The sequence below is a fragment of the Streptomyces sp. NBRC 110028 genome (genome assembly GCF_001417735.1).
In the GTDB taxonomy this organism is placed as follows: domain Bacteria; phylum Actinomycetota; class Actinomycetes; order Streptomycetales; family Streptomycetaceae; genus Streptomyces.
On record NZ_BBUZ01000025.1, the window covers coordinates 615,653 to 640,329 of the forward strand.

20 protein-coding genes are annotated in these 24,677 nt (G+C 72.4%); 9 read left to right on the plus strand and 11 right to left on the minus strand.

Features of this window, described 5'->3' with window-relative positions:
• The first annotated feature begins 83 nt into the window (after window positions 1-83).
• Window positions 84-272 carry a hypothetical protein gene (locus tag ASC60_RS14925; RefSeq protein ID WP_055550889.1) on the plus strand — a complete coding sequence of 63 codons (189 nt, stop codon included), beginning with the start codon at window positions 84-86 and terminating at the stop codon, window positions 270-272.
• Here the strand turns inward: ASC60_RS14925 and ASC60_RS14930 are convergent.
• Entirely contained in the window at window positions 262-1,059 is a 798-nt protein-coding gene (locus tag ASC60_RS14930; protein WP_055550891.1) for a site-2 protease family protein, read from the minus strand. The two genes, ASC60_RS14925 and ASC60_RS14930, sit on opposite strands and share 11 nt — an antisense overlap.
• 153 nt (window positions 1,060-1,212) lie before the next feature.
• Between ASC60_RS14930 and ASC60_RS14935 the strand changes: the two genes are divergently transcribed.
• Window positions 1,213-1,767, plus strand: coding sequence for a Uma2 family endonuclease (locus ASC60_RS14935; protein ID WP_055550893.1), 555 nt, complete (start codon window positions 1,213-1,215; stop codon window positions 1,765-1,767).
• Window positions 1,768-1,809: 42 nt separating this feature from the next.
• A complete protein-coding gene (locus ASC60_RS14940; protein ID WP_055550895.1) occupies window positions 1,810-5,130 on the plus strand; it encodes a BTAD domain-containing putative transcriptional regulator in 3,321 nt (1,106 codons plus the stop codon).
• An 8-nt stretch (window positions 5,131-5,138) separates the two neighbouring features.
• Here ASC60_RS14940 and ASC60_RS14945 read toward each other — a convergent pair whose 3' ends face one another.
• From ASC60_RS14945 to panB, 3 genes are all read right to left on the minus strand, one after another.
• Complete coding sequence (locus ASC60_RS14945; RefSeq protein WP_055550897.1) at window positions 5,139-5,963, minus strand: ABC transporter permease; 825 nt, start codon at window positions 5,961-5,963, stop codon at window positions 5,139-5,141.
• Window positions 5,960-6,982 carry an ATP-binding cassette domain-containing protein gene (locus ASC60_RS14950; protein ID WP_055550899.1) on the minus strand — a complete coding sequence of 341 codons (1,023 nt, stop codon included), beginning with the start codon at window positions 6,980-6,982 and terminating at the stop codon, window positions 5,960-5,962. Before ASC60_RS14950 ends, ASC60_RS14945 begins: the two co-directional genes overlap by 4 nt.
• Before the next feature lie 119 nt (window positions 6,983-7,101).
• On the minus strand, window positions 7,102-7,962 hold the full coding sequence (gene panB, locus ASC60_RS14955) for a 3-methyl-2-oxobutanoate hydroxymethyltransferase (RefSeq protein WP_055550901.1): 861 nt from the start codon (window positions 7,960-7,962) through the stop codon (window positions 7,102-7,104).
• 189 nt (window positions 7,963-8,151) lie between these two features.
• Between panB and ASC60_RS14960 the strand changes: the two genes are divergently transcribed.
• The 4 genes from ASC60_RS14960 (at window position 8,152) to ASC60_RS14975 (ending at window position 12,936) form a co-directional block, all read left to right on the plus strand.
• Complete coding sequence (locus ASC60_RS14960; protein WP_055550903.1) at window positions 8,152-9,747, plus strand: DHA2 family efflux MFS transporter permease subunit; 1,596 nt, start codon at window positions 8,152-8,154, stop codon at window positions 9,745-9,747.
• Window positions 9,744-10,343, plus strand: coding sequence for a TetR/AcrR family transcriptional regulator (locus tag ASC60_RS14965; protein WP_055550905.1), 600 nt, complete (start codon window positions 9,744-9,746; stop codon window positions 10,341-10,343). Before ASC60_RS14960 ends, ASC60_RS14965 begins: the two co-directional genes overlap by 4 nt.
• A gap of 229 nt (window positions 10,344-10,572) precedes the next feature.
• Window positions 10,573-11,598, plus strand: a complete 1,026-nt coding sequence (locus ASC60_RS14970; protein WP_055550907.1) for an endonuclease/exonuclease/phosphatase family protein — start codon at window positions 10,573-10,575, stop codon at window positions 11,596-11,598.
• 132 nt (window positions 11,599-11,730) lie between these two features.
• Entirely contained in the window at window positions 11,731-12,936 is a 1,206-nt protein-coding gene (locus ASC60_RS14975) for an MFS transporter (RefSeq protein ID WP_055550909.1), read from the plus strand.
• A gap of 55 nt (window positions 12,937-12,991) precedes the next feature.
• On the opposite strand, the gene ASC60_RS14980 is transcribed toward ASC60_RS14975, so the two are convergent.
• Window positions 12,992-13,924 (minus strand): NADP-dependent oxidoreductase, encoded by a 933-nt coding sequence (locus ASC60_RS14980; protein ID WP_055550911.1) that lies wholly within the window; start codon window positions 13,922-13,924, stop codon window positions 12,992-12,994.
• An 80-nt stretch (window positions 13,925-14,004) separates the two neighbouring features.
• On the opposite strand from ASC60_RS14980, the gene ASC60_RS14985 reads away from it, so the two are divergent.
• On the plus strand, window positions 14,005-14,598 hold the full coding sequence (locus ASC60_RS14985; protein WP_055550913.1) for a TetR/AcrR family transcriptional regulator: 594 nt from the start codon (window positions 14,005-14,007) through the stop codon (window positions 14,596-14,598).
• A 120-nt stretch (window positions 14,599-14,718) separates the two neighbouring features.
• On the opposite strand, the gene ASC60_RS14990 is transcribed toward ASC60_RS14985, so the two are convergent.
• Window positions 14,719-16,479, minus strand: coding sequence for an NAD+ synthase (locus ASC60_RS14990; RefSeq protein WP_055550915.1), 1,761 nt, complete (start codon window positions 16,477-16,479; stop codon window positions 14,719-14,721).
• 96 nt (window positions 16,480-16,575) lie between these two features.
• Window positions 16,576-18,231, minus strand: coding sequence for a multicopper oxidase family protein (locus ASC60_RS14995; protein ID WP_055550917.1), 1,656 nt, complete (start codon window positions 18,229-18,231; stop codon window positions 16,576-16,578).
• Between the two features lie 423 nt (window positions 18,232-18,654).
• Here ASC60_RS14995 and glnA point away from each other — a divergent pair, with 423 nt between their 5' ends.
• Window positions 18,655-20,016: a type I glutamate--ammonia ligase gene (glnA, locus tag ASC60_RS15000; protein WP_055550919.1), complete on the plus strand. Its 1,362-nt coding sequence runs from the start codon at window positions 18,655-18,657 to the stop codon at window positions 20,014-20,016.
• Between the two features lie 104 nt (window positions 20,017-20,120).
• On the opposite strand, the gene ASC60_RS15005 is transcribed toward glnA, so the two are convergent.
• From ASC60_RS15005 to ASC60_RS15020, 4 genes are all read right to left on the minus strand, one after another.
• Window positions 20,121-20,330, minus strand: coding sequence for a hypothetical protein (locus tag ASC60_RS15005; RefSeq protein ID WP_055550921.1), 210 nt, complete (start codon window positions 20,328-20,330; stop codon window positions 20,121-20,123).
• Window positions 20,331-20,449: 119 nt separating this feature from the next.
• Complete coding sequence (locus tag ASC60_RS15010) at window positions 20,450-23,668, minus strand: bifunctional [glutamine synthetase] adenylyltransferase/[glutamine synthetase]-adenylyl-L-tyrosine phosphorylase (RefSeq protein ID WP_055550923.1); 3,219 nt, start codon at window positions 23,666-23,668, stop codon at window positions 20,450-20,452.
• A gap of 197 nt (window positions 23,669-23,865) precedes the next feature.
• Entirely contained in the window at window positions 23,866-24,180 is a 315-nt protein-coding gene (locus ASC60_RS15015) for a hypothetical protein (protein ID WP_199830960.1), read from the minus strand.
• Window positions 24,177-24,605 (minus strand): ATP-binding protein, encoded by a 429-nt coding sequence (locus ASC60_RS15020; protein WP_055550928.1) that lies wholly within the window; start codon window positions 24,603-24,605, stop codon window positions 24,177-24,179. Before ASC60_RS15020 ends, ASC60_RS15015 begins: the two co-directional genes overlap by 4 nt.
• Window positions 24,606-24,677: the final 72 nt, after the last annotated feature.

Here is a 24,677-nt window from a genome sequence, read left to right on the forward strand (position 1 = left end):
AGCCCGCGCCGTACGCCCCGGCGGGGCATGGGCGACAATGTCGACAGGCACACCCCCGACAGGACCCCACAGGAGCCACCCCCATGCCCCGCCTCGCCGTCTACGCCCTCCTCGTCTGCGCCCTGACCGTCGCCGCGGCCGTCGTCTCGTTCGCGCGGGGCAGCTGGCTCGGCGTCGTCTGGGTCCTGCTCGCCGGGATCTCGTCCAACATGGCCTGGTTCTCCCTGCGCAAGGCCAAGGCCGAGCGGGAGGCCGCGGGCGCTACGAGCTGATCCCGGGGAACTGCGGCGCGCCCTGCCAGAAGCGGAAGAACTCCTGACCGAAGTAGGTCTCGAACGGCGTCACGCCGAGCCCCCGCATGATCGTGTCGACCGCGTCGAAGAAGACCTGGTTGACCTCGGGTATCCACAGGATGCCGAAGACCGCGAGCAGGCCGAACGGAGCGTACGGCTCGACCTGCCGCCGGATCCGGTGGGACAGCCACGGCTCGATCACCCCGTAGCCGTCGAGCCCCGGCACCGGCAGGAAGTTCAGAATCGCGGCGGTGACCTGGAGCAGCGCCAGGAACGCGAGCGCGAAGCGGAAGACCAGCGGCACCTGCCCCGCGCCGCCGAGCCAGAACGGGGCGGTGAGCGCGGCGGCGAACAGCACGTTCGTCAGCGGTCCCGCCGCCGAGATCAGACTGTGCCGCCAGCGGCCCCGGATCCGGTGCCGCTCGATGAAGACCGCCCCGCCCGGCAGCCCGATCCCGCCCATGATCACGAAGATGACGGGCAGCACGATGCTCAGGGCCACATGCGTGTACTTCAGCGGGTTGAGGGTCAGATAGCCCTTCGACTCGATCGACAGATCACCGCCGTGCAGCGCGGTACGGGCGTGCGCGTACTCGTGCAGACACAGCGAGACGACCCAGCCGGAGACCACGAAGAGGAAGACGGCGAAGCCGGGGCTGGAGGAGTAGTCCGTCCACACCGCCCACGCGGACACGGCCATGATCGCTACCAGGCCGAGGAACACAGGGCTGATCCGCCGCTCACGGCGGCTGATGGCGGTGGTCATCGAGTGAGGTCTCCGTACAGGGTGGTGGGCACTGACGGGAGAACGGTGATCAGTGTGCGCAGAGTTCCGGTCGAGCGGGAACAGACGTGATCAGCGCCACGCGGACGGGCTCTCCAGCGGCTAATCTGAGACCAACCTGGCCAGGGAGGAAGCATGACGATCATGGAGGACCGGGCGGTGGAACTGCACGAGCAGATTCGGCTGCCCCGAAGCATGCGGCTGCGGCTGACCAGGAACGGACTCACGTTGGTACCGATTACCCAAGCGCACTGGAGGACCCAGCGGCGCATTGCAAGCCAGATCGAGGAAGGTCTGCCGGGCTGGACAGCGGTGGGCGAGTTCAGCGTGGTCCCGCCCCGGGAGGGCTACAGCCCGGAACCGGACGTGTCGGCCGTGCCGAATGACAAATTCGTCGATGGTGCCAGCAGGTTTCCGGAAGAGCTGCTCAGCTTCGTCGTGGAGATCGTCTCTCCGGAGAGCGAGGAGCGCGACTACAGCACCAAGGCCGATCACTACGCCCTGCGCGGTATCGAGGCGTACCTCGTCGTCAACGTGCTCACCGCCCGCTGGACGCTGCTGACCCGCCCGCAGGAGGGGAACTACCGGCACACCGTGACCGGTGACTTCGGCGAGAAGATCGAAATCCCGGTGGACGACCAAACGCTCGTCCTCGACTCCTCGCAGTTCGCGCGAGTGGTGCGAGGCTGAGGCCCACGCCCGGCCGCGCGCCGCATCGACAACAATGGGGCCGTGCGCTACGCCATACTCGGCACCACCCAGGCCCACCACGACGACGGCACCCCCGTCGACCTCGGCGGCGCACGGCTGCGCGCCCTGCTGACGGCGCTCGCCCTGACCCCGGGGCGGCTGCGGACGAACGGCGCGCTCATCGCCGAGGTCTGGGACACCGACCCGCCCGCCGACGAGAACGGGGCGCTGCAGGCCCTCGTCGCGCGGCTGCGGCGGGCCGTCGGCAAGGCGGCGATCGCGTCCGGCCCCGGCGGCTACCGGCTGTGCGCCGAGCCCGACGACGTCGATCTGCACCGCTTCGAACGGCTCGCGGAGGAGGGCGCCCGCGCCCTCGCCGACGACGACCCGGCCAAGGCCGCCGCGGCTTACGACGACGCCCTCGCCCTGTGGCGCGGCCCGGCGCTCACCGACCTGCCCGACGCGATGGCCGCGGCCGCCCGCGCCGAGGCCCAGCGGCTGGACGCCCGGCGCGGCCGGATCACCGCCGCCCTCGCCCTCGGCGACGCCGCCCAGGCCCTCCCCGCGCTCGCCGAGCTGTGCGACGCGCACCCCCTGGACGAGCCGCTGCACGGCTTGCGCATCCGCGCCCTGCGGGACACCGGCCGCCCAGCGGAGGCGCTGGCCGCGTACGAGGCGATCCGGGCGGAGATCGCCGACCGGCTGGGCGCCGACCCGGGCCCCGAGCTGCGCGCCCTGCACGCCGAGCTGCTGGCTCCCGAGCCACGGAAGGCCCAGCGGCCCCCGCGGCCCCAGCGGGCGGAGCGCCCCGCGCGCGGCGGCAATCTGCGGGCCCGGCTCACCAGCTTCGTCGGCCGGGAGGCCGATCTGGCCGCGCTGCGCACCGATCTGGCCGCGCACCGGCTGATCACCCTCCTCGGGCCCGGCGGCGCGGGGAAGACCCGGCTGTCCCAGGAGGCCGCCGAATCGGTCGCGAGCGCCTGGCCGGACGGGGTGTGGCTGGCCGAACTCGCCCCCGTGGACGACCCGGAGACCGTGCCCGAGACCGTGCTCACCGCGCTCGGCGCGCGCGAGACCGTCATCCGCGGCAGCGCCGCCGAGGGGCTGCGCGCCGCGGCCGACCCGACCGCCCACGATCCGCTCGCGCGGCTCGTGGAGCACTGCGAACCGCGCCGGATGCTGATCGTGCTCGACAACTGCGAGCATCTGGTCGAGGCCGCGGCGCGGCTCGCCGACTCCCTGCTGGCCCGCTGCCCCGGCGTCACCGTCCTGGCCACCAGCCGCGAACCGCTCGCGGTCCCCGGCGAGTTGGTGCGCCCGGTGGAGCCGCTGCCGGACCCGGTGGCGCTGCGGCTGTTCCAGGAGCGGGGCGCGGCGGCCCGCCCCGGCTTCCGCACCGACGACGACCCGGCGGCGTGCGCCGAGATCTGCCGGCGCCTGGACGGCCTGCCGCTGGCCGTCGAACTGGCCGCCGCCCGGCTGCGGCTGCTGGGCCCACGGCAGATCGCCGACCGCCTCGACGACCGCTTCCGCCTGCTGACCAGCGGCAGCCGCACCGTGCTGCCCCGCCAGCAGACGCTGCGCGCCGTCGTCGACTGGTCCTGGGACCTGCTGGACGACCGCGAGCGCACCGTCCTCGCCCGCCTCTCCGTCTTCGCGGGCGGCTGCGACCTCACCGAGGCCGAGGCGGTCTGCGGCGATCCGCGCGACCGCAGGCCCGTCGATCCCCGGGACGTCGCCGCGCTGCTCGGGTCGCTGGTCGACAAGTCGCTGGTGGTCGCCGCGCCCGGGACGGACGGCGAGATGCGCTACCGGCTGCTGGAGACCGTCGCCGAGTACGCGGCGGAGCGGCTGGACGAGGCGGGGGAGCGGGCCGTGGTCGAACGGCGGCACCTGGTCGCGTACCGGGAGCTGGCCCGTACCGCCGACCCGTTGCTGCGCGGCCGCGAACAGCGCGTCTGGCTGCCCCGGCTGGAGACCGAGCACGAGAACCTGCGCACCGCGCTGCGCCGGGCCGTCGCGGCGGGCGACGAGCAGGAGGCGCTGTGCCTGGTGCTGTCGCTCGGCTGGTTCTGGAACCTGCGCGGCCACCGCGGCGACGCACGCCAGTGGGCGACGGCCGTGGCGCGGATGGGCCCCAACCCGTTCGAGCCGCCGGTCGCCCCGGCGCCCCCGCTGCACCGGAGCTGCACGGCCGAACCGCCGCCGATGGAGCCCGAGCTGCTTCAGGAGGCGCGGCGCGGGGTGCGGTTGCTCGCGCTGGCCAACCTCGAAGGCAATCTGCGCGCCATGGACGACGAGGAGTCCCGGCGCGAGATGCGGGGCATCGTCGAGGCCTACCGCCCGGGACTGCCGCAGAACTGCCGGGTCCCCGGCGTCATGTGGTTCTTCGCGGTGCTGCTGACGGGCGACCTCGCCCTGATGCGGGACGTCGTGGACGCGTCGGTGCGCACCAGCCGGAAGCTGGGCTACACCTGGGAGCTGGCCTTCACCCTCCAGATGCGGGCCAAGGTGATGACCCAGCGCGGCGGCGGCGATCCCGGGGAGCAGGCGCGCCGGGACGCCGACGAGAGTCTGGAGATCTTCAAGAGCCTCGGTGACGCCTGGGGCACGGCCGAGGCGCTGTCCGGGCGCGGCGAGACCCTGGAGCTGATCGGCGACGGCCGGGCCGCGGCCGACGACTACCGGGCGGCGATCGCCTACGTCGAGGAGCTGGACGCGCATTCCCACGTCTCGCTGCTCAGGGCCCGGCTGGCGGGGCTGCACGTCGAGCACGGGGACGAGGCGGAGGCGGCGGAGGGCGAGCGGGTCCTGCGCGAGCTGCTGGCGGAGCGGGCGCAGGCGGATGCCGAGGCCGCGACGTACGTCCGGATGCACCTGGCCCACCGGTGCGGCGTCACGGGCCGGGTGGCCGAGGCCCGGGAGCATCTGGCGGTGCTGCACCACGAGTTCCGCCACCGGGCGCTCGACCTGTTCCAGGGCCTGGTCGAGGGGATGATGGCCTGGCTGGACCTGATGGAGGGGCAGCCGGGGGAGGCGCTGACCCGGATTCGCGGGGCGCTGGCGAAGACCGGCGACTTCATGACCCATGTGGTCGCCCCGCAGGTGCCCGTGATCCAGCTGGTGACCGCCGCGCGGGCGCTGGCCGCGCTCGGCGGCACGGAGCGGGCCGAGGCCGCGGCACGGCTGCTCGGCGCGTACGACGCGCTGCGGCCCGGCCTCCAGCGGGTTCCCGCCAAGGAGGGCGCGGACCGGGCGGCGGGCGAGGCGGCGGCGCGGGCCTGGCTGGACGACGGGAGGTACGAGCGGGCGTACGCGGAGGGCGGGGGCCTCACCGTGGAGGAGGCCGCCGCCCTCGTCTGAACCACCGCTCAGGTCTTCGTACGGAACTTGCGCACCGCCAGCGGCGCCATGACCACCGTGATGGCCAGCGCCCACACCAGGGCGACGGTCACCGGATGGGCGAGCGGGCCGTGGCCGCTGGTCAGCGAGCGTGCCGCGTCGGCGAGCTGGGAGAGCGGGTTGTACTTGGTGAAGGACTGCAGCCAGCCAGGCATGGTGTTGGTCGGCGCGAAGATCGACGAGCCGAACTGCAGCGGCATGATCACCAGGAAGCCGAGGCCCTGCACCGCCTGCGGTGTCTTCAGCGACAGCCCCAGCAGCATGAAGACCCAGGTCAGCGACGACCCGAAGATCAGGGCCAGGACGACTGCGGCCGCCAGTTCGGCCGGGCCGGTCTTCAGCTCGAAGCCCATGATGAAGCCCATGGCCAGCAGGATGAGGGTGGACACCAGCATCCGCCCGGTCTCCACGATCAGCTTGGCGATCAGCACCGAGGAGCGGGCGATCGGCATCGTGCGGAAGCGGTCCATCACTCCCTTGCGGAAGTCGTCGTTGACACCGGTGCCGACCGACATGGCGATGTTGAGCCCGCCCATCGCCATCATCCCGGGGATGAAGTAGTTGACGTACTCGCTGCGGTCGCCGCCCGACACCGCGCCACCGAAGACATAGGTGAACAGCAGCGAGAAGACGATGGGCATCAGCAGCGCGTCGAACATCGACTCCGGGTCCTGCTTGATCTGCAGCGCGTTACGCCGCACCAGCGCGCCGATGTGCCGGAGATTGGCGCGCAGCCCGATCCGCCCCTCGCCGGGCAGGTCCTTCGCGGACGCGGGCACCGTTGCCGTGGTCACGCGGCCACCTCCTCAAGAGCCTTGTCGTGGGTGCTGTTCTCGGGCGTGGAGGTCTTCTGGCCGGTGATGGCCAGGAACACCTCGTCCAGGCTGGGCAGATGGGTGTCGATCCCGGCGATCGTGAAGCCGCGCTCGCCGAGCAGGCCGATCACCGCGGTCAGCTGCTCGTCGCTGACGATCGGCACGTTGACCAGGCCCTCCTCCATGTCCGCGGTCGCGCCGCCGACGCCGTCGAGCCCGGCCTGCGCGAGGGCGCCGACCATGCGGTTCAGCTCACCGGGGTCGGAGGGGCGTATCTGCAGGGTGCGCCCGCCGACCTTGGCCTTCAGCTCGTTGACCCGGCCCTCGGCGATGATCTTGCCGCGGTCGATGACCGTGAGGTCGTGCGCCAGCTGCTCGGCCTCCTCCATGTACTGGGTGGTCAGCAGCACCGTGGAGCCCTCGGCGACCATGCGCTTGACCTCGTCCCACACCTCGTTGCGGGTGCGCGGGTCGAGACCGGTCGTCGGCTCGTCCAGATAGAGCACCGAGGGCCGGCCGATCATGGAGGCGGCCAGGTCCAGCCGGCGCCGCATGCCGCCGGAGTAGGTGGCCGCGGCCCGCTTCGCGGCGTCCGTCAGCGAGAACCGCTCCAGCATGGCGTCCGCGCGCGCCCGGGCCTCCTTGCGGGGCAGATCGAGCAGCCGCCCGATCATGTACAGGTTCTCCCAGCCGGAAAGCTTCTCGTCGACCGAGGCGTACTGCCCGGTCAGACCGATCGTGCGGCGCAGCTGCCGGGGCTGCCGCACCACGTCGTACCCCGCCACGACGGCGGTGCCGGCGTCCGGCACCAGCAGGGTGGACAGACAGCGGACGAGGGTGGTCTTCCCGGCTCCGTTGGGGCCGAGGACACCGAGGACGGTGCCTTCCGGCACGTCCAGATCCACCCCGTCGACCGCCTTGGTGTCGCCGAAGTGCTTGACCAGCCCCCGTACTTCGACGGCGTTGCCGTCCCTGATCTTGTGTTCCTGTCGCGTCATGCCGTAAGAGTGACACCCCTCGCCGACAGATCGCCGACAAGCGGCGGACAGCCCGCCGACGGGGGACGGTCGGCGGGCTGTCGATGTACCGCGATGGCTCGTTGTGTCTCAGTGGAACATCAGTGGAAGGAGTGCTCCTCGGCCGGGTACGCCCCGCCGACGACGTCCTCGGCGAAGGCGCGCGCCGCGTCGCCCAGCACCTCCCGCATCCGGGCGTATTGCTTGACGAAGCGCGGCACCCGGCCGCTGGTCATGCCCGCCATGTCCGTCCACACCAGCACCTGGGCGTCGCACTCCGCGCCCGCGCCGATGCCGATGGTCGGGATGTGCAGCGAGCGGGTGAGCTCGGCGGCCAGCTCGGCCGGGACCAGCTCCAGCACGACGCCGAAGGCGCCCGCGTCCTGCACGGCCTTGGCGTCGCGCAGCAGCTGCTGGGCGGCCTCCTCGCCGCGCCCCTGCACCGGGTAGCCGCCGTACGCGTTGACGGACTGCGGGGTGAGGCCGACGTGCGCCATGACCGGGATGCCGGACTGGACGAGCAGTTCGATCTGGTGGGCGGAGCGCTCGCCGCCCTCCAGCTTGACCGCGCCCACCCCGGCCTCCTTGACCAGCCGGGTGGCGTTGCGCAGCGCCTGGACCGGGCCCTCCTGGTACGAGCCGAAGGGCAGGTCGCCGACGACGAGGGCGCGCTTGGTGCCGCGTACGACGGCGGCGGACAGCAGGGCGATCTCGTCCATCGTGACGGGCACGGTGGACTCGTAGCCGAGGTGGCAGTTGCCCATCGAGTCGCCGACCAGCATGACGGGAATGCCCGCCTCGTCGAAGACGGAGGCGGTCATCGCGTCGTAGGCGGTGAGCATGGGCCACTTCTCGCCGCGCTCCTTGGCGGCGGCGATGTCACGGACGGTGACACGGCGGGAACTCGTCCCCCCGTACAGCGCCTTCGGTGACTGCTTCTGCGCAGGGCTGACGTGCGTCATTACGACGGCTCCTGTTCGTCATCTCGAGGCGCCCTGACGGCGTCCCCGGACCACCTCCATGCTGGCACGCCTCCCGACGCTGCGAAAGTGGGGACATTCGCGCACGGATGAGCATTCGATGGACAAAGGCTCGCAAAGTCTTTGCCATACGAGACGGGGCCGTATCGAAACGGTTCTAGCCTGGGCCATATGGCAGCAGCCCCCTCCGCCGAGGCGATTCACCGCAGACGGTGGGCGATCCTGGTCGTCCTCATGTTCAGCGTCCTGGTCGTCGTCCTGGACAACTCGATACTCAATGTGGCGATGAAGACCATCGCCAGCCCCAAGCCCACCGGTCTCGGCGCCACCCAGAGCCAGCTGGAGTGGGCCATCAACGCCTACACGCTGGTCTTCGCGGGGCTGCTGTTCACCGCCGGGCTGCTCGGCGACCGGCTCGGCCGCAAGAAGATGCTGCTCGGCGGCATGACCGTGTTCGGCATGGGCTCGGTGCTGGCCGCCTTCTCCGGTTCGCCCGGCGAGCTGATCGGCTTCCGCGCGCTGATGGGCCTGGGCGCGGCCTTCGTCATGCCCGCCACCCTGGCCATCCTGGTGAACGTCTTCGAGCGCGAGGAGCAGGCGAAGGCCATCGGCATCTGGGTCGCCGCGGTCGGCCTCGCCATCGCCATCGGGCCGATCACCGGCGGTGTGCTGCTGGAGCACTTCTGGTGGGGCTCGGTCTTCTTCGTCAACGTGCCCGTCGTGGCCGCCGGGATCATCGCCATGATCCTGCTCGTCCCCGACTCCCGGGACCCCGCACCCGGCCGGCTGGACCCGCTGGGCGTGCTGCTGTCCGTCATCGGCCTGGTGCTGCTGGTGTACGGGATCATCAAGGGCGGCCAGCTCGCCGACTTCACCGACGCCCAGGTGCTGGCCACGATCGGCGCCGGACTCCTCGTGCTGGGCCTGTTCGTCCGGCACGAGAAGCGCAGCGACCATCCGGCCATCGACGTCGGCTACTTCCGCAACCCCGCCTTCTCGGCCGCCATCGCCGCCGTCGCGCTGGTCTTCTTCGCGCTCATGGGCGTGACGTTCTTCATGGTCTTCTACATCCAGAGCGTGCGCGGCTTCAGCGCCCTGGACTCCGGGCTGCTGCTCCTGCCGCTGGCCGTCGCCCAGCTGCTGTTCGCGCCGCGCGCCCGGCTGGTCGTGGAGCGGTTCGGCGCCCGCGCCGTGTGCACGGGCGGGATGCTGCTGGTGGCCGCCACCATGGCCGGGTTCCTGCTGCTGGACGTCGATTCGCCGCTGTGGGTGCTGGAGACGCTGTTCTTCTTCCAGGGCGCGGGGATGGCGCACATCATGCCGCCGGTCACCACCGCGATCATGCAGGCGCTGCCGCGTGAGAAGGCCGGTTCCGGCTCGGCCCTGAACAACACCTTCCGGCAGGTCGGCGGCGCGCTCGGGGTCGCCGTCCTCGGCTCGGTGCTCTCCGCCACCTACCGCGAGGGCATCCAGGGCACCCTCGCCGCCGTCCCCGGGCTGCCCGCCTCCGTACGGCACTCGGCGGGTGAGTCCGTCGAGGCCACCCTCGCCCTCGCCGACCGTATGGGTCCCGCGGGGCATGTGCTGCTGGGCCCGGCCCATGACTCCTTCATCCACGCGATGCACCTCACCGCGCTCGGCGCCTCGGGCGTCGCCCTGTTCGGCGCGCTGGTCGTGGCGGCCTTCCTGCCCGGCAAGGGCGCGGACGGCGGCGGCCCCGGCAGCGGGCGGCCACGGGAGAAGGCCGGGGCGGGGGCCGACCGATGACGGCGCCCACCGTCCCGGCACGCGGGCGGCCGCGCAGGGCCGCCACCGACGCCGCGATCATCGAGGCCGCGCTGCGGCTGCTGGAGGAGGGCTCGAGTGTCGGCGCGCTGTCCATCGAGGGGATCGCGCGCGCGGCGGGGGTGGGCAAGGCCACCGTCTACCGCCGCTGGCCGGGAAAGAACGCGCTGATGCTGGACGTCCTGCGGTCGCTGGAGGAACCGGGCCCCGCACCGGCCGGGGTCTCGGCCCGCGACGACCTCGTCACCCTGCTGGAGTTCCTGCGCCGGCGCGGGCTGGCCAAGCGCGACTCCGCCCTCATGCGCAGCGTCCTGGCCCAGGCGCACGCCCACCGGGAGCTGTGGCGGGCGTACGAGGAGAACGTCATCGAGGTCCGCCGGGAGACGCTGCGGTCGGTGCTGCGGCGGGGCATCGCCAGCGGTGAGATCCGGGCGGACACCGATCTTGAGCTGCTGGCCGACCTGTTCACCGGGCCGATGCTGGCGCGCGCGATCCTGCGTGAGTGGCAGGAGCTGCCGGAGGGGCTGGCCGAGCGGATCGTGGACACCGTTCTGGAGGGGGTCTCGGCGCGCGGCTGAGAGGGCGTATGCGAGCGTAGGACGGACGGCGCGTCCCGGCGCCGTGGCGCCTGTTGCTCTGTGCCTGTTGCGTCACAACCGCCCCCGTTGTCACGGGAGGCGGAACCCCCGCGTACCGCCCGGGCGTCCACCGGGCAGGGACGCCCGGTGGGGGCGTCGGGAATGCCCTGGTCATCGCCTAGGGTCTTGAACGGTAGGCGGGCAGCGGCAAGTGAGGGACGGACAGCGCATGGTGCAGGCGTACACGCAGGAGACGGGACAGTCCGGGGGCGCACCCCAGCGGACCGGCTCCCGATTCGACCGCCTGCGCGACCGGCTCCGGCACAGCCGCGGAATCTGGCGGCGCGGTCTGCTGCTCGCGGCGTTCGCGATCCTGCTCGCACTGGTCATGATCTTCCACGCCGACATCCCCAACCGCGTCGGCAACCTCGGCAGCCTGCTGGAGACCTTCCTGCCGTGGCTCGGGGTGTTCCTCCCGGTGCTGCTGGTGCTCGGCCTGGTGCGGCGGTCGGCGAGCGCCCTGGTGGCGCTGGTGCTGCCGGTCGCCGTCTGGCTGAACCTCTTCGGCGGGCTGATGTTCTCCGACAAGTCCGGCGGCGACGGCGACCTGACCGTCGTCACCCACAACGTCAACGCCGACAACTCCGACCCGGTGGCCACCGCGAAGGACGTGGCCGCCTCGGGCGCGCAGGTGGTGGCGCTGGAGGAGCTGACCACCAAGGCCGTGCCGACGTACGCCAAGGCGCTCGCGGGCACCTACCGCTACCACGCCGTGCAGGGCACGGTCGGGGTGTGGAGCACGTACCCGCTGTCCGGGACCAAGCCGGTCGACATCAAGATGGGCTGGACCCGGGCGCTGCGCACCACCGTCAGCGCGCCGAGCGGCGAGGTCGCCGTCTACGTCGCCCATCTCCCCTCCGTGCGCGTGAAGTTCAACGCGGGCTTCACCGCCGGGCAGCGCGACGCGAGCGCCGACGCGCTGGGCGAGGCCATCCGTGACGAGCCGCTGGACAAGGTGATCCTGCTCGGCGACCTGAACGGCACGATGAACGACCGCTCGCTGGCCCCCGTCACCTCGCAGATGCGCTCCGCGCAGGGCGCCGCGGGCGACGGCTTCGGCTTCAGCTGGCCCGCCTCGTTCCCGATGGCCCGCATCGACCAGATCATGGTGCGCGGGGTGAACCCGGTCTCGGCCTGGACGCTGCGGCAGACCGGCAGCGACCACCTTCCGGTAGCGGCGTCCGTGACGCTCTGAGCCTGCTCATCGAAGATCTAACACGCTGTTCACCTTGAGGACGGTGCTCAGGAAATAAAGCGCGTGAGAGACTTTGTTCCGGTAGAGAACATACGCACGATCTCCTTCCTCACCGCTTGTGAAAGGTCTCTCATGCCCCTGGCACTGCTCGCTCTCGCGATCTCTGCCTTCGGTATCGGCACCACAGAATTCGTGATGATGGGCCTGCTGCCCAACGTCGCCGACGATCTGGGCACCTCGGTGCCGACCGCTGGCTACCTCGTCTCCGCCTACGCCATCGGCGTCGTCATCGGCGCCCCGCTGCTCACCGCCCTCGGCGCGCGCATCCCGCGCAAACGCATGCTCGTCCTGCTGATGGCGCTCTTCACGATCGGCAACCTCGCCTCCGCGCTCGCCCCCTCCTTCGGGCTGCTGCTCGCCGGGCGGGTGCTCGCCGGGCTGCCGCACGGCGCGTTCTTCGGTGTCGGCGCGGTGGTCGCCTCCCGGCTGGTGAGCGAGGAGAAGCAGGCCCGCGCGGTCGCCACCATGTTCCTGGGCCTGACGATCGCCAACATCGTCGGCGTCCCCGTGGGCACGGCGCTCGGCCAGGGCCTGGGCTGGCGCGCCACCTTCCTGGTCGTCACCGGCATCGGCGTCGTCGCCATGGCGTCCCTCGCCCGGCTCGTCCCGCAGGTGCCGCGGAACCAGCACGGCGGCCTCGCGCACGAACTGCGCGCCCTCGGCAACCGGCAGGTGCTGCTCGGGCTGCTCACCGCGGTCTTCGGCTTCGCCGGCGTCTTCGCCGTCTACAGCTACCTCGCCTCGATGATGACCGAGGTCACCGGCTTCGCCGAGTCCTCCGTGACGATCGTGCTCGCCCTCTTCGGCATCGGCATGACCCTCGGCGCGCTGGTCGCAGGACCGCTCACCGACCGCGCGCTGCGGCCCACGCTGTACGGGTCGCTGACGGCGCTGGCCGTGATGCTGGTGGTGTTCGACTTCACCGTGCACATCAAGTGGGCGGCGCTGGTCTCGGTCGTCCTGCTCGGCGCGGTGGGCTTCATGACCACCACTCCGCTGCAGATGCTCGTCATGAACAAGGCGAAGCACGCCCCGACCATCGCCTCCGCCTCCAACCACTCGGCCTTCAACCTCGCCAACGCGGGCGGGGCCTGGGCCGGCGGCGCTGCCATCTCGGCCGGCTGGGGCTGGACCTCCCCGACCCTGGTCGGCGCGGCGCTCGCGGTGGTCGGCCTGGCGATAGCCGTGACCGCGGGCCTGCTGGATCGCGGCTCCTCGGAGAAGTCCCGCGTCGTCGCGGGCAGCGATTCGGTGCCCACCCTGTCCGAGGTGCGCTGACCCTCCGCACGGCCATGCGCCCCCCGCCGTGTGGCGGGGGCGCATTTCGTTACCCCTACGGCACCGTCAGCACGATCTTCCCCCGGGCGTGGCCGGTGGCGCTCAGCTCATGGGCCTTCGCCGCGTCCGCCAGCGGGAACACCCCGCCCAGCGGCACCCGGAACCGGCCCTCGGTGGCCAGGGCCGCCGCCACCGCGAGCCCGTCGTGGCCGGGCGCGTCCCCGCTGCCGGCCCAGGTCATATGCGCGCCGTGCTCGTGCGCGGCCATGTCGGCCACCGACACCACCCGCCGCGCGTCCCCCGCGATCGCGACGAGATCCGGCAGCGAGCCCGAGCCCGCCGCGTCCAGCACCGCGTCGACCCCGCCGGGCGCCAGCGCCGCGACCCGCTCCGCCAGACCGGGGCCGTACGTGGTGGGCGCCGCCCCGAGCCCGGCGAGGAACGCGTGGTTCACCTCCCGGGCCGTACCGATCACGGTGGCGCCCCGGGCGGCCGCGAGCTGCACCGCCGCCGTGCCGACACCCCCGGCCGCGCCCTCGACCAGCAGCGTCGTACCCTCCGTGACGCCCAGCAGGTTCAGCGCGCGGGTCGCCGTCTCCACGTTGCCCGCCGCCCCGCCCGCCTCCTCCCAGCTCAGCGCGTCCGGCTTGGCCGCCCAGGCGGCCAGCACGGCGAACTCGGCGGCCGCGCCCCCGAGCCGGTCGGTGGCGACGATCCCGAACACCGGGTCCCCGACCGCCACCCCGCTGACGCCCTCCCCGACCTCGTCCACGACCCCCGCGGCGTCCATCCCGGGGATGTGCGGCAGCGGCAGGTCGGGCAGGACCCCGGCTGGGATCGCCCCCGCCCGCAGCTTCCAGTCGCTCGGGGTGACCCCAGCGGCCCGTACGGCGATGCGGATCTCCCCGGGCCCGGCGTGCGGCTCGTCGGCCTCACCGACGGTGAGCACCTCCGGCGGGCCCAGCTCGGAGTACTGCAAAGCGAACATTCCTGCACCTCTCGCTCGACTGCCGCCGAAGCTAACAGCGAATCGGAACAGGGCGTCCGCTTCCTTCTAAAGTAAGAGACATGACCGACGATCCGTCTCGGAAACGCACCGACGCCCGGCGCAACCGCCAGCGCATCATCGAGGTCGCCGGCGACACCTTCGCCGCCCACGGGCTCGATGTGCCGATGCGCGAGATCGCCCGCCGCGCCGGTGTCGGCCCCGCGACCCTCTACCGCCACTTCCCCGCCAAGGAAGCCCTCGTGGCCGAGGCCTTCGCCGACCAGATGGCCCGCTGCGTGGAGACCCTCGACACCGTCCTCGCCGATCCCGACCCCTGGCACGGCTTCTCCACGTTCATCGAGAAGGTGTGCGCGATGCAGGCCGAGGACCGCGGCTTCACCGCCGCTTTCCTCGCCGCCCTCCCCGACTCGCTGACCACCGACTTCGAGCGCGTCCGCGACCACCACGTGCGCCGCTTCGCCGAGCTGACGCTGCGCGCGCAGCGGAGCGGACAGCTGCGGCCCGACTTCGTACCGGGCGACATCAAGCTGCTGATCATGGCCAACGGAGGCGTCGGTTCCGCCGCCGCCTCCCGCCGCCTCGTGGCCCTGCTGCTCCAGTCCCTCCGGGCCCACCCCACCGTCCCGCCGGCCCCCTTGCCCCCGCCCCCGTAGTGCCAGGAAGCCGCGCCCCTGGACCCCGCGGAAGGGCGCGCCCCGGCACCCGGAACAAGCCCCGGGCGTACCCACCCCGCACCCGCACCGGAACCCCGCACCGGGACTCCGCACGCAGGCTCAGCCGGATTCGCGCCAGCGGTTCGTGATCGGGAGGCGGCGGTCCTTGCCGAAGCCCTTCGCGGAGATCTTCGTCCCCGGCGGGTACTGGCGGCGCTTGTACTCCGCCGTGTCCACGAGCCGCAGGATCCGCGTCACCAGTTCGTCGTCGTAGCCCGCCGCGACGATCTCCTGCCGCCCCTGGTCGCGGTCCACGTACAGCTCAAGGATGCGGTCGAGCACGTCGTAGTCCGGGAGGGAGTCGGTGTCGACCTGGCCCGGCCGCAGTTCGGCGCTCGGCGGCTTGGTGATGGAGTTCTGGGGGATGGGCGGGGTCTGGCCCCGCTCTTCCGCGGCGCGGTTGCGCCACTGGGCGAGCCGGAAGACGGACGTCTTGTAGACGTCCTTGATGGGGCCGTACGCGCCCACGGAGTCCCCGTAGAGCGTCGAGTACCCGCACGCCAGCTCGGACTTGTTGCCCGGGGCGAGGACGATGTGGCCCTCCTCGTTGGAGAGCGCCATCAGCATCGTGCCGCGCAGCCGCGACTGCAGGTTCTCCTCGGCGAGCCCGGTGAGGTTCAGCGAACCCATGTAGGCGTCGAACATCGGGGCGATCGGGACGGTGCGGAAGTTGAGCCCGGTGCGCCGCGCCAGCTCGGTCGCGTCGGCGATCGAGTGCTCGGAGGAGTAGCGGGACGGCATGGCCACGCCGTAGACGTTCTGCGCGCCGACCGCGTCGCACGCGATCGCCGCGACGAGGGCGGAGTCGATGCCGCCGGAGAGCCCGATCAGCACGCTGCGGAAGCCGTTCTTCGCGACGTAGGCCCGCAAGCCCACCACCAGCGCGGTGTAGATCTCCTCGTCGTCGTCGAGCCGCTCCGCCTCGCCGCCCGCGAGGTCCGGCTCCGGGTCGTAGGCGGGGAGGGGGTCGGCGGAGAGGGTCCGGTGGTCGATGCGGAGACCGTCGTCCACGATGCCCTCGGGGACGGCGGCCGGGTCGGCGGCGGGCAGGTCGAGGTCGACCACGACGCACCCCTCGGCGAACTGCGGGGCGCGGGCGATCACGTCGCCGTCGCGGCCGACGATGATCGAGTCGCCGTCGAAGACCAGCTCGTCCTGGCCGCCGATCATCGCCAGGTACGCGGTGGTGCAGCCCGCCTCCTGGGCGCGCTTGCGGACCAGGTCAAGGCGGGTGTCGTCCTTCTCGCGCTCGTACGGCGAGGCGTTGATCGACAGCAGCAGTCCGGCCCCGGCGGAGTGGGCGGCGGGCACCCGGCCGCCGTCCTGCCACAGGTCCTCGCAGATGGCGAGCGCGACGTCGATGCCGTGGACGCGGACGACGGGCATGGTGTCGCCGGGCACGAAGTAACGGAACTCGTCGAAGACGCCGTAGTTCGGCAGATGGTGCTTGGCGAAGGTGAGGACGACGGAGCCGCGGTGCAGCACGGCGGCGGCGTTCTGCGGGGAACCGGCGGGCTGGCCGTAGCGCCGGGCCCGCTCGCTGCGGTCGAGATAGCCGACGACCACCGGCAGCTCGCCCAGGCCCTCGGCGTCCAGCCGCTCGGCCAGCGCGCGCAGCGCGGCGCGCGACGCCTCCACGAAGGAGGAGCGCAGCGCGAGGTCTTCGACGGGGTACCCGGTCAGCGCCATCTCGGGGAACGCCACCAGATGGGCGCCCTGCTCGGCGGAGTGCCGGGTCCAGTGGACTATCGACTCGGCGTTCCCGGCGAGGTCGCCGACGGTCGAGTCGATCTGGTTCAGAGCGAGGCGAAGTTGAGGCACGCGGCCAGTGTAATCGTCTGTCTGACGCGATAACCGGTGCGTGTCCGAGGTCTCCTGCCCGAGGCTCCGGCCCGGACGGTGGCCGGAGGGCCGTGACTACTTCTGGTAGCCGAGGACGGTCATCATCCCCGACTCCGAGTGGTAGACGTTGTGGCAGTGGACCATCCACAGCCCCGGATTGTCCGCGTCGAAGTCGACGCTCACCTTCCGGTGCGGCAGCAGGATGGTGGTGTCCTTGCGCGGCCCGCCGTCCGGCAGCTCGTAGGTATGGCCGTGCACATGCACGGGGTGCCACATCTCGGTGCCGTTGATGAAGGTCAGCCGCACCCGCTCGCCCTCCCGCACCGGATAGCGCTGCGTCGGCTCGTACGGTCTGTCGTTGATCGCCCAGTCGAACTTCCGCATCGACCCCGTGAGCCGCAGCCGGAGCGTGCGGTCCGGCGGGCGCGACTCCAGCCGTACCGATTCCGCGGCCTTCAGCTGGTCGGCCCGGACCAGCTCGCCGTCCAGCTCCCTGGGGCGCTTGAACTTCCTGGCGCCCTTGCCGCTCGTGTGGAGCACGGCCAGCGTGGACCGCCTCTTGCCCTCGGCGAGGGCGGCGAGCGGGAACACCCCGCTCTTCGCGGTCACCAGCACGTCGTACCGCTCGCCCATGCCCAGCAGCAGTGCGTCGGTGGTGGTGTGCCGCACGGGATAGCCGTCGGTGTGGGTGACGGTCATCCTGTGGCCGCCGAGCGCCACCCGGAAGGCGGTGTCGCCGCCCGCGTTGATGATCCGGATCCGGATGCGGTCGCCGCGCTTGGCCCGGAAGACCTGCGGGGAGTCGGGGGTGCGCCCGTTGATGAGGTAGTACCGGTAGGCGACATGGCCCGCCGCACCGCCCAGCAGCTCGCTCGTGGCGCCGGTCAGCAGGCCGGAGGGGGTGGAGCGGGTGGGGGAGGGGGACGGCTTGCCGCCGGGCCGGGACATCGTCGGCATACCGCTCGCGGCCGTCTCCGGCCTCTGGCCCGGCCGCCGGGCCGCCGTTCCGTGGGTCATCGGCTGGGCGTCCGTCCCGTGGGCCATGGGCCGGCCGCCGTTCAGCCGGGCCAGCACCTTGTCGGGGGTGTTGCCGCCGACCCCGTCGAGCCAGTCGTCGAGGACGACGATCCACTCCTTGTCGTACGTCAGCGGCTCCCGCGGGTCCTCGACGATCATCGGCGCGTACAGCCCCCGGTCGAGCTGGACACCGGAGTGGGCGTGGATCCAGTAGGTCCCCGGGTTGATCGCCGTGAAGCGGTAGTCGAAGGCCGCGCCGGTCGCGATCGGCGGCTGGGTGATGCCGGGGACGCCGTCCATGTCGTTGCGCAGCCGGATGCCGTGCCAGTGCAGCGTGGTGGGCTGCGGCAGCTGGTTGACCAGCGTGAGGGCGAGGGTTTCGCCCGCGGTGACCCGGATCGCCTGCCCGGGCACCTGGTCCTCGTACGCCCAGGACCTCACCTGGCGGGCGCCGAGGTCCAGCGTGGTGGCGGTGGCGGTGAGCTGGAGCCGCCGAACCGGCCCCGGGCCGCGCCGGTCCTCGCGGTCCCGGACCTCCGGGCCGTGCGGGGAGATGTACTCCGACGGGCCCGCCGCGGCCGGTCCCGCCTGCCCGCCCAGCCCGGAGTCATCCATTCCGTTTCCGCCGCCGGAGGGGCTGCAGCCGCCGAGCAGACCGCCGCTCGCGACGGCGATTCCCGCGCCGAGTACGGCGCGGCGAGAGTGTGCGTGCATGAGTGAGGACCCCAATGCTGGTGGGAGATGTGCGCATGGGCGGGGGCCGCGTCCGCCGCGTCCCGCGCCGCATCGGGGCGGGAGGCGGGTGGACGCGCCGCCATATGCGCTGCACCAGCAGCCGGTGGCGTTCGCGCACCGCCGTCTCCCCGGTCTCATCCTCTGATGATCGTGACAATACGACAGCTTACCCCCAAGGGGTATAAAAGGGGGCATCGTGCGTCCCGGGTCGTCCTCGCGCCGCGATCGGCACGGGTCCGTGAGCGGGCCGCATGAAAGTACGATGCACACATCGTGTCGGAGCGGGAGGAGCGGGTCCGGGCGGATCTGAAACCTCGCCGAAACCCCGCCGCGTGATACTGGGGACGTCGAGGTGCCCCGCGCCCGCTGAAAGAGCCGTTTGACCTGCAAGGATAGGGGACCATGGATAAGCAGCAGGAGTTCGTGCTCCGTACCCTCGAAGAGCGCGACATCCGCTTCGTGCGGCTGTGGTTCACCGACGTCCTCGGCTTCCTCAAGTCCGTGGCCGTCGCCCCCGCCGAGCTGGAGGGCGCCTTCGACGAGGGCATCGGCTTCGATGGCTCCGCGATCGAGGGCTTCGCCCGGGTCTACGAGTCCGACATGATCGCCAAGCCGGATCCGGGCACCTTCCAGATCCTGCCCTGGCGCGCCGAGGCCCCCGGGACCGCCCGGATGTTCTGCGACATCCTCATGCCGGACGGCTCCCCCTCCTTCGCCGACCCGCGCTACGTGCTCAAGCGCATCCTCGCCAAGACCTCCGACCTCGGCTTCACCTTCTACACCCACCCCGAGATCGAGTTCTTCCTGCTCAAGCAGAAGCCCATGGACGGCACCCGCCCGGTGCCCGCCGACTCCTCCGGCTACTTCGACCACACCCCGCAGAACATCGGCATGGACTTCCGCCGCCAGGCCATCACCATGCTCGAATCGATGGGCATCTCGGTCGAGTTCTCCCACCACGAGGGCGCCCCCGGCCAGCAGGAGATCGACCTGCGCTACGCCGACGCGCTGTCCACCGCCGACAACATCATGACCTTCCGCCTGGTCATGAAGCAGGTCGCGCTGGAGCAGGGCGTCCAGGCCACCTTCATGCCGAAGCCGTTCTCCGAGCACCCCGGCTCGGGCATGCACACCCACCTCTCCCTCTTCGAGGGCGACCGCAACGCGTTCTACGAGTCGGGCGCCGAGTTCCAGCTCTCCAAGGTCGGCCGCTCCTTCATCGCCGGGCTGCTCCGCCACGCCGGGGAGATCTCCGCCGTGACCAACCAGTGGGTCAACTCCTACAAGCGCATCTGGGGCGGCTCCCAGCGCACGGCGGGCGCGGGCGGCGAGGCCCCCTCGTACATCTGCTGGGGCCACAACAACCGCTCCGCCCTCGTCCGGGTCCCCCTCTACAAGCCCGGCAAGACCGGCTCCACCCGGGTGGAGGTGCGCTCCCTCGACTCCGGCGCCAACCCCTACCTCTCCTACGCCGTGCTGCTGGCCGCCGGCCTCAAGGGCATCGAGGGCGGCTACGAACTCCCGGCGGGCGCCGACGACGACGTCTGGGCGCTGTCCGACGCCGAGCGCCGCTCACTCGGCATCGAGCCGCTGCCGCAGAACCTCGGCGAGGCCATCACCCTCATGGAGCGCAGCGAACTGGTCGCCGAGACCCTGGGCGAGCACGTCTTCGACTTCTTCCTCCGCAACAAGAAGCAGGAGTGGGAGGAGTACCGCTCCGAGGTCACCCCCTTCGAGCTGCGCAAGAGCCTGCCGGTGCTGTAGGCGCGGGTCAGCGGGTGCTTCCCGGGCCGGCGAGGACCCGGGCCGCCATCATGGCATCGGCCCGGGTCCGGCTTCCTCCTCCGGCCGGTACCGGCGATCGCCGCTCAGTCGGCTTCGGGACGGGCCCGTACCAGACCGGCCACCGCGAGGGCGATGGTGGCGACCGCGAGGACGACGGCGGCCACGGGGAGAACGGCCACGCCGTCGGCTAACGAGTAACTGGTGCTCAGCAGGACGCAAACGCCGACCAGCAGGATCACCAGGCTGCTGGTACGGGTCGCCGGGACAAAGTTCCAACGCTTGCGTTCGCTCATGAGATCCTCCTCGGCTGATGACTGGTGCGACACATGTGCCCGTGTCCATGGGGGTCATGCGCGGAGGAGTATGGCCCGGCCGGTTCCGGCGCCCTGCCCGGAGGAGTGCGCGGGGCTGCTCAGTCCTCGTACTCGTAGAACAACCGCTCCACCACCGCCCGCGCCCGGCGCGTCGTGCGGCGGTAGTCGTCCAGCATCTCGCCCACATGCCCCGGGCCGTAGCCCAGGTAGCGGCCCACCGCGGCCAGTTCGCGCGAGTCGCTGGGGAAGGTGTCGCCCGGGCGGCCGCGGACCAGCATCACGCCGTTGCGGACCCGGGTCGCCAGCACCCACGCCTCGTCCAGGGTCTGGGCGTCCTCGGTGCCGATCAGCCCGGCCGCGTGCGCCGCGGCCAGGGCCCGGCGGGTGCGGGTGGTGCGCAGCCCCGGCTGCTCCCAGCCGTGGCGCATCTGGAGCAGCTGCACCGTCCACTCCACATCGCTGAGACCGCCGCGGCCCAGCTTGGTGTGGGTGGTCGGATCGGCGCCCCGGGGCAGCCGTTCGGACTCCATCCGCGCCTTCAGACGGCGGATCTCGCGGATGGCGTCCTCACCCAGCCCCTCGGCCGGATACCGCAGCGGGTCGATCAGCTCGATGAAGCGCGCCCCGAGGTCCGGGTCGCCCGCGACCGGCTCGGCGCGCAGCAGCGCCTGGCTCTCCCAGACCAGCGACCAGCGCCGGTAGTACGCGGCGTACGAGGCGAGGGTGCGCACCAGCGGGCCGGACTTGCCCTCCGGGCGCAGATCGGCGTCGATGAGCAGCGGCGGATCGGCGGTGGGCAGCTGCAGCAGCCGCCGCATCTCGTTGGCCACGGCGAACGCGGCCCGCGAGGCCTCCTGTTCGTCGGCGCCCTCGCGCGGCTCGTGGACGAACAGCACGTCCGCGTCCGAGCCGTAGCTCAGCTCATGGCCGCCGAACCGGCCCAGACCGATCACGGCGAAGCGGGTGGGCAGCTCGTCGCCCCAGGTGTCGCCGACCGCGGCGCGCAGCGCGCCCGCGATGGTCGCCGCGTTGAGGTCGGAGACGGCGTCGCCGACCAGGTCGGCCAGCGCCGCCGCGTCCCGGGGCTCCTCGGCCGGGGGCGCGTGGCCGGCGGGGCGGGCCGGCACATGGGGCTCGGAGTCGCGCAGCGCGCGGGGCACCTCCGGCGTCCTCGACGGTACGGCGGCGGCCGTGGCGGCCTTCGCCGCGGCGGTGGTCTCCTCGCCGCCCGGCGGCGGCCAGCTCACGGTGGGCCGTACCGACCCGTTGGCCAGCCGCGCGCTTTCGATCACATCCGCCGCGGCCGTACGGAACAGCTCGCGCCGCCGCACCCCGCGCGCCGCCGCCACCGCCTGCTCCGCCCCGTCCGCGCGGCCCACCGCGGCCAGCACCTCCTGCTCCAGATGGTCCCGGCCGCGCGGACGCAGCCCCTCCGGATCGCCGAGCAGGGCGACCGCCTCCGGGGCGCGCAGCAGCAGATCGGGAGCGAGCCGCCCCGCCGAGAGCACCCGCGCCAGATTCTCCGCGGCCGCGCCCTCGTCCCGCAGCAGCCGCAGGTACCAGGGCGTCTTGCCCAGCGCGTCCGAGACCTTGCGGAAGCCCAGCAGCCCGGCGTCCGGGTCCGCGGAATCGGCGAACCAGCCCAGCAGCACCGGCAGCAGCGTCCGCTGAATGGCCGCCTTGCGGCTCACCCCGGACGCCAGCGCCTCCAGATGACGCAGCGCGCCGGCCGGATCGGCGTAACCCAGCGCCTCAAGACGCTGCCCCGCCGCCCGGGAGCTGAGCCGGGCCTCACCCGGCTCCAGCTGGGCGACGGCGTCCAGCAGCGGTCGGTAGAACAGCTTCTCGTGCAGCCGCCGCACCTCCCGCGCGTACCGCCGCCACGCCGCCCCCAGCTCGGCCACCGGCTCCGTACGGAAGTTCAGCGACCGGCCCAGCCGCCGCAGATCCGCCTCGTCCTCCGGCACCAGATGGGTGCGGCGCAGCCGGTACAGCTGGATCCGGTGCTCCATCGAGCGCAGGAAGCGGTACGCCTCGTCCAGCGCGGCCGCGTCCGAACGCCCCACATAGCCGCCCGCGGCCAGCGCGGCGAGCGCGTCCAGCGTGGTGCCGCTGCGCAGCGACGCGTCGTTCCGCCCGTGCACCAACTGCAGCATCTGCACGGCGAATTCGACGTCCCGCAGGCCGCCGGGGCCCAGCTTCAGCTCCCGGTCGATCTCCGCGACCGGGATGTTCTCGACGACCCGGCGGCGCATCTGCTGCACATCGGGCACGAAGTTCTCGCGTTCGGACGCCTGCCACACCAGTGGCGCCAGCGCGTCCACATACGCCTGCCCGAGCGCGCCGTCGCCCGCCACCGGCCGGGCCTTCAGCAGCGCCTGGAACTCCCACGTCTTGGCCCACCGCTGGTAGTAGGCCAGATGGCTGGAGAGCGTCCGCACCAGCGGACCGTTGCGCCCCTCCGGCCGGAGATTGGCGTCCACCGGCCAGATCGTGCCCTCGATGGTCACATCCGAGCAGATCCGCATCAGCCGCGCGGCCAGCCGGGTGGCCGCCTGCACCGCCCTGCCCTCCTCGACCCCGTCCACGCCCTCCGCCACGAAGATCACGTCGACGTCCGAGACGTAGTTCAGCTCGCGCCCGCCGCACTTGCCCATCCCGATCACCGCCAGCCGGCACGCGGCGGCGTCCTCGGGCTGCTCCTCGGCCGCGATCTTCAGCGCCGCCCGCAGCGTCGCCGTCGCCAGATCCGCCAGCTCGGCCGCCGCCTGCGTGACATCGGTGGTCCCGCACACATCGCGCGCCGCGATCGCCAGCAGCGCCTTGCGGTACGCCACCCGCAGCGCGTCCGGCCGCGGCATTCCCGCCCCCGGCCCGCCCCAGATCCCCTCGGCCAGCGCCTGCTCGAACTCGGGCGTCGTCGGATGCAGATCCGCGGGCTCGTACGTCAGCAGCGCGTGCCAGGCCTGCGGATGCCGCGCCAGATGATCGCCCAGCGCCTCGGACGCCCCGAGCACCCCCAGCAGCCGGTCCCGCAGCGGCTTGGCGGTGACCAGCGTGTCCAGCAGCGCCTGGCGCGACCCCGCCTCCTCGCCGTCCCCGGCATCCTCCGGCAGCGCCTCCACCAGCCGCACCAGACCGCGCAGCGCCAGATCCGGATCGGCGGTCCCGCCCAGCGCGTCCAGCAGCACCGAGTCGGCCCGTACGCCCGCCACCTCGGGCGAGTCCAGCAGCCGCTGAGCGGCGGAGGGGTCGGTGAAGCCGTGCCGGAGCAGCCGGGTGAAGGTGCTGCTCCTGCGTCCCTGCGGTACGGCCATCCGCGCCGCCTTTCGTCCCGTGTCTGGCGTCCCACGCCCTGCCGTGATCAAGGCCCGCTGCCGAGCCTAAGCGACGAGCCCCGCACGGCGGCAGGTCCGGCCCCCTCCGGGAGGGCCGGAGCCCCGGCCCGTCAGGCGTCCTCGGGCACGGCGATACGGAGCGGACCGCAGCCGATGCGGTCGGCTTCCGCGGCCACCTAGCGGGGGAGGAGCGCCCGGATGGCACCGGGGCGGCTGCCGTCGTCCGCCCGCACCAGGAAGGTGACGTCCCCGGTCTGGCACTCGGCCTGGAACAGGCCCAGGTCGTCGCGGACGAACCCGACCCCGTCATGGCCACGGGCCCTGATCCGGTGAGCGGCGCCGTCCAGGGACAGGGGGCCGTAGAGCGCGGCCAGCCGTGGGTCCTCGACCGTCATCAGCCGCAGCTCGGGGTGGCCGAACAGCACATGGCGGTCGCAGGTGCGCACCGGTCCCTTGAGGGCGCGTCCTGAACGCCTGGCCCAGGGACTCATGAGCACGTTCCGTTGACCTGGAACCACACCGCCTTGCCGGGGCCCGGCCCGTGGTGGCAGACGCCCCAGTCGGTGGCGGAGCTGCCGATGATGAGGAGTCCCCGGCCGCTTTCGGTGTCGGTCGCGTCTCCGGCGAGGGTGCGCTGCGCGGGGAGCCCGGGGGCGTCGTCGCTGACGAGCACGCGGAGGGTGCCGTAGGCGCCCCACTCGGCGTAGAGGGTGACGGGCGCCGAACATCCGCTGTGGCGGCAGGCGTTCACGGCGTTGGTGACCGCCTCCGAGGTGAGGAGGAGGGCCGTGTCGGTGAGGTCCGTGCGGTTCGCGGTGCGCAGGGCGGTGCGGACGGCTTCGCGGGCGGTGCGGACCCAGCCGGGGTCGGGCGGGAAGACGAGGGAGAAGTCGGCACGGGGGAGCACGTGGCTCATGGGTGTTGCCTCCTTCGGCCAACGGCCGTTGGAAGGACGCCGGTTGGGCGATTCGTCTTCGACGATAGAGAT